Below are 4,557 nucleotides of genomic sequence, written 5' to 3'. Positions count from 1 at the left end.
GCCGCGTCGTGAACCGCACCGTCGCGGGGGGGGGGGGGGGCCCGCCCCCCGCCCGGGGCCCCCCCCCCCCCCCCCCCCCCCCCCCCCCCCCCCCCCGGGCCCCCCCGGCCGGCCCCGGCCGGGCCCCACGCCCCGTACCGGCGGGCCGGGGCATGGGGCCGACAACCGCCGATTGTCAGCGGCGGCGATAGCGGTGGGCGCTAGTGGTAGTGGTAGCGGTAGTGGTCCCCGCGGGTCAGACGCCGAAGGCGGCTGCGTACTCGATGGTGCCGGCGGGTACCGGGCGGGTGCCGTCCAAGGTCAGGGCCATCATGGCCTCGTCGGGTACGTCGAAGGGGGCTCGGATGCCGAAGCGGGAGGCGGGGACGAAGCCGAACCGCGGGTAGTAGTCGGCGTGTCCGAGGACGAGTACGAGGTCTTCGCCCAGGGCCCGGGCGGCGTCCAGCGCGGCCCGGATGGCGGCGGAGCCGGCGCCGGTGCGTTGGGCCGACGGCAGTACGGCGCACGGGGCCAGGGCGAGCGCGGGTGCGCCGTCCACGTGGCAACGGGTGAGCAGCGCGTGTCCGGCCGGCGTCCCGTCGGGGGCGACGGCGACCACGGACAGGCCGTCGATCCACGCCTGCGGGTCGGCGCGCAGGGCGTCGACGAGTTCGGACTCCTCCGCGGTGGGGAAGGCGGCCCGGACGATGGCGCGGATGGCGGGGATGTCCTCGGTGGTTTCCGGGCGGGTGGTCCAGGTGGTCATGGCGGTTCCGTTCTCGGTGGGGCGGGGGCCGTGGTCAAGGGCGCGGGTGGGGTGGGTGGCGGGTTCGTCGTCGCGGCCGGGTGCGTGGCGCAGGTCGGCCCGAGCCGTGGCCGGCCCGGCAGCGGGCCGGGGCGGGACGGTGTGCGCCCCCACCTCGGCGCGGCCGTGCTCCAACGGGAACAGCGGCGGGGCGTGGGACGAAGGAGGGTGCGATGGAGGAAGGAGGGACGGATCAGGATGGGACAACGGAAGACCCTTGGTGAAGGGGCCCCGACGAACGGGCTGGCCCGCGCCCATGAGCCGTCAGGCTCGGGCGGGACGCACGTCAGATCAGACCGGGGCCCGGGACGTGAGGATGGTCCGACGGGCGCTGCACACGGCAGCGGCCTCTACGACAGTCATCAACTCACCTCCCTCTCCTGGCCCCGCACCTCCGGCACCGCACTGGTGCTTCTGATGCCTCTGGCTCTTCGGGCGTCTCTGGTGCACCTGGTGTCTCTGGTGCGCCTGGTGTGGCGCACAGCCGGTCCGGCTGGCTCCGCGTCGTGCACGCTAACACGGCCCGGGTCCCGAAGGCGGGTTACTCCGGGACACGGGCCGTGGGCAGCGGGCCGCGGCAGCGGGGTGGCACGGCGGCTGGGGGCCCGGCTGCGGCGAGGTCCCCACCCACCCACCGGGGAACACACCCGACCCCCACCCAGGCCGTGCCCAAGTGCTCCCCGCCCCGGGCGCCCCCTGCGGCAGGTGCCTTGCCCCAGGCACCCCCTGCGGCGAAGCACCCTCGCGCCCGCAGGCAACGCACCCGGACACCCCACCCCCGGACACGCCCACCCCGCACCCGGACACACCTGGGCAACACACCCGAGCGCAAGCCCAGACAGACACCCAGGCACGCACCCGGGCACGCCCCCAGACACACACCCGGGCGCCCCGCCCCGCGGCACGCCTCCTACACCGCTACGCCTCGCTCACCGCTTCCTGGAGTTCCGTCACCCAGGTCTCCTTCGGGCCGTCGCAGTCCAGGTAGAGCTCGCGGGCGTAGCCGGTGGCGCGGTAGCCGTTGGCTTCGATCCAGCGGGCGAGGGTCTGGGCGGTCGGCAGGATCGCGTCCATCGAGCCGCGGTGGACGACGGTCGCGGCCCGCTCCACGCCGGGCAGGTCCACGACGTCGAACCCGTGGCCGGCATCGGGTCCAACCCCCACCTGCGCCCCAACCTCTACCCCCGCCTGCCCAGCCACCTGCACCGCGGCGTGCACGGCGACCGAGCCTTCGGGGGCGTCGGCCGGGCCAGGCTCGTAGTACGCGATCGCAGGCCCGGCCGGCTGCACGCCGGCCGTCGCGAGCCGGCGGAACAGCTCCTCGTACAGCGGCCCGATGACCGGCCCGATGTGTTCCGGCTCGAAGCTCTCGGCGATGCCGGACAGCTCGGCCACCCGTACGGTGGGCACGCTCTTGATGACCACTTCGTCTGCGGACATGGTTCCCTCACTCTCGATCGTCCGGAGCCTCGCTTCGATGCCGGTCAGCCGCGCCGCGTCGGCCGCCATGGCCGCCGCGAGTTCGGCCCGCCGCAGCCGCAGCATGCCGCGCAACTCCCCGACGTCCACCTCCTCGTCGAGCACGGCCCGCACCTGCTGGAGCGTGAAGCCGAGTTCCTTGAGGGCGATCACCCGGTTGAGGCGGGCGAGCTGGCTCGCCCGGTAGCCGCGGTAACCGGTGTACGGGTCGACGTGGGCGGGGCGCAGCAGCCCGATGGCGTCGTAGTGACGCAACATGCGGACCGACACGCGGCCGTGCTTGGCGAAGTCTCCGATGCTGAACATGACGCCCTCCAGTGCAGGGCCTCACACGGTGTCATGGTCAAGCGCGCCCCTCCCAGGCCGGGCCCTCCCGGACGACACGGCCCTGACCAGCCGTTCCCGCAGACACCGCCGTACGAGCCTCCGGCGGAGCAGCCCACGACCACCCGCCGGGCCCCCACCCGCGCACCCCCCGTTCGCCGCCCCACCCGAGCACCCCACCACCACACCGGCACCCGGCACCCGGCACCCATGCCAACCCGGCCCGGCCAACCCAGCCGAACCAACACGGCCAGCCGGGCCCCTGGCCGGCGAGCACGGGCGGGCGTCAGCTCTCGCTCGGGTGGTACGCGCTGAGCGCCGCGAACGGGTCGGGCTCCATGCCGGGCGTCGGCCACCGCTGTTCGGCGCGCCACCGGTCGCTCTCGGCCAGCAGCGCGCCCCACAGCACGTTCAGCGGATGGTCGGCGGCGTAGCCGGCCCGTTCGCCGCGCCGTACGAACGCGCCGAGCAGCACCTCGACCGGCGGGCCCGCGTCATTGACCAGGTCCACCACGCGCAGACCGCGCGTGTACGCGGTCCGCGGGTCGCGGGCCGCCTGGCCGACCCCGGTCGTGACCACGATGCACCCGTCGATGAGGCCCGAACGCAGCAGCTCATAGCCGTAGTTGACGGTGTCGATCTCGGCCGCGACGCGCACTCGGTTGCGGAAGTCGGGCCCGAACCAGGCGTGCAGCACCCCGGCCATCAGCCCGCTGGTGGAGACCACGAGCGGCAGCCGCCGCAGTTCGCTGGCGACGACGGTGGGGCCGGGCAGCCGGCTGGCGGGCAGGTTGGTGAGCAGCGACAGGCCGCTGCGCCGCCATTCCATGACCTCCACGTCGGCCAGGTCCGCATCGTTGCCCGGCCGGGTCACCACGCTGCCGCAGACCAGGTCCACATCCTTGGCCCGCAGCCGACCGAGCACGTCGCGGGTGCGTACGTGTCCGACCTTGAGTTCCACGCCCCGCTGCTGGAATTCCGCGGCGACCCGTTCACCGGCGCCCGCCAGATATCCGAGGGTGAATCGGGTGGTGCCCACGTCGAGCGACTTTCCGAGCCGCCGTCTGGACTCGTGTATTCCGTCCAGCCACTCGTCGAGCGTGTCCCGCGCCAATGCGACGAGCGCTTCACCGGTGCCGGTGAACAACACGTCCTTACCGCGCCCCTGCTTCAGTACGAGCGGTTCCCCGCACAATTCCCGAAAATTCCGGTTCATCGTGTCGAGCTGTTTCTGCACGCTCGACTGTTCCCGCCCGAGCACCCGCGCCGCGCCCAGCGCCGTCCCGGTCTCCCGCACCACGATCAGCGTGCGGAGCTGGTCCATCGTCGTATCGAGCAAGGGCAACGGAGTCTGTAGTGGCTGCCCCCGCCCCTTCCCCGACTCCGCCCCCAGCGCCCCGGGTAAGGACATCCCCGCCCCTCACCTTCCACCTCAGCGGCCAGCCGCGCCCGCATTTACCGAGCCTACGACCCTACCGCCGCTCCACTCCCGAAAAATCCCCGGCACCGGTCGCCCCTTTCCCCGGGACACGGGAAAGGGTGGGATATGCGGATACGGGACGCGAAAGGGCCGGGCGACGGGACGGGAGTTTTCCACGGGGCGATCCGGAGCCGGCCCAGAGTTCCGTGGGCCGGAGTTCGATGGGCTCGGAGTTCGATGGGCTCGGAGTTCGGTGAGCCGGAGTTCCGTGGGCCGGAGTTCGATCGGCCACCAATCGGTGGGCCCGGCAATCGCAGGACGGCGGGGCGACGGGCAACGGGGCCGATCGATGGGGCCCAATCCATGAGCCCCGGGAATCCGCGAGCCGGGAGGCGGATCAGCGAGCCGGGAGGCGGATCAGCAAGCCGAGCCGGCGTACGGCCACGACCTGCGGAAATGCCCGGCGGGGGCCGCCCCCCCCCCCCCCGCCGCCCCCCCCCCCCCGCCCCCCGCCGCGGGGGGGGGGGGGGGCCCCCCCCCCCCGGCGGCC

At 73.9% G+C, this 4,557-nt stretch carries 3 protein-coding genes; all 3 read right to left on the bottom strand.

Annotated elements, in window-relative coordinates:
• Positions 1-235: 235 nt before the first annotated feature.
• The gene (locus AAHZ94_RS28960) at positions 236-745 is read right to left on the bottom strand and encodes a GNAT family N-acetyltransferase (RefSeq protein ID WP_349996592.1); all 510 of its coding nucleotides are present in this window, start codon (positions 743-745) and stop codon (positions 236-238) included.
• 957 nt (positions 746-1,702) lie between these two features.
• Entirely contained in the window at positions 1,703-2,569 is an 867-nt protein-coding gene (locus AAHZ94_RS28955; protein ID WP_349996591.1) for a MerR family transcriptional regulator, read from the bottom strand.
• Positions 2,570-2,873: 304 nt separating this feature from the next.
• Positions 2,874-3,911: a LysR family transcriptional regulator gene (locus AAHZ94_RS28950; RefSeq protein ID WP_349996590.1), complete on the bottom strand. Its 1,038-nt coding sequence runs from the start codon at positions 3,909-3,911 to the stop codon at positions 2,874-2,876.
• Between the last annotated feature and the right edge of the window lie 646 nt (positions 3,912-4,557).

This window comes from Streptomyces sp. HSW2009 (genome assembly GCF_040240285.1).
Taxonomy (GTDB): Bacteria; Actinomycetota; Actinomycetes; order Streptomycetales; family Streptomycetaceae; genus Streptomyces.
This window is presented reverse-complemented; position numbering and strand designations above follow the sequence as displayed.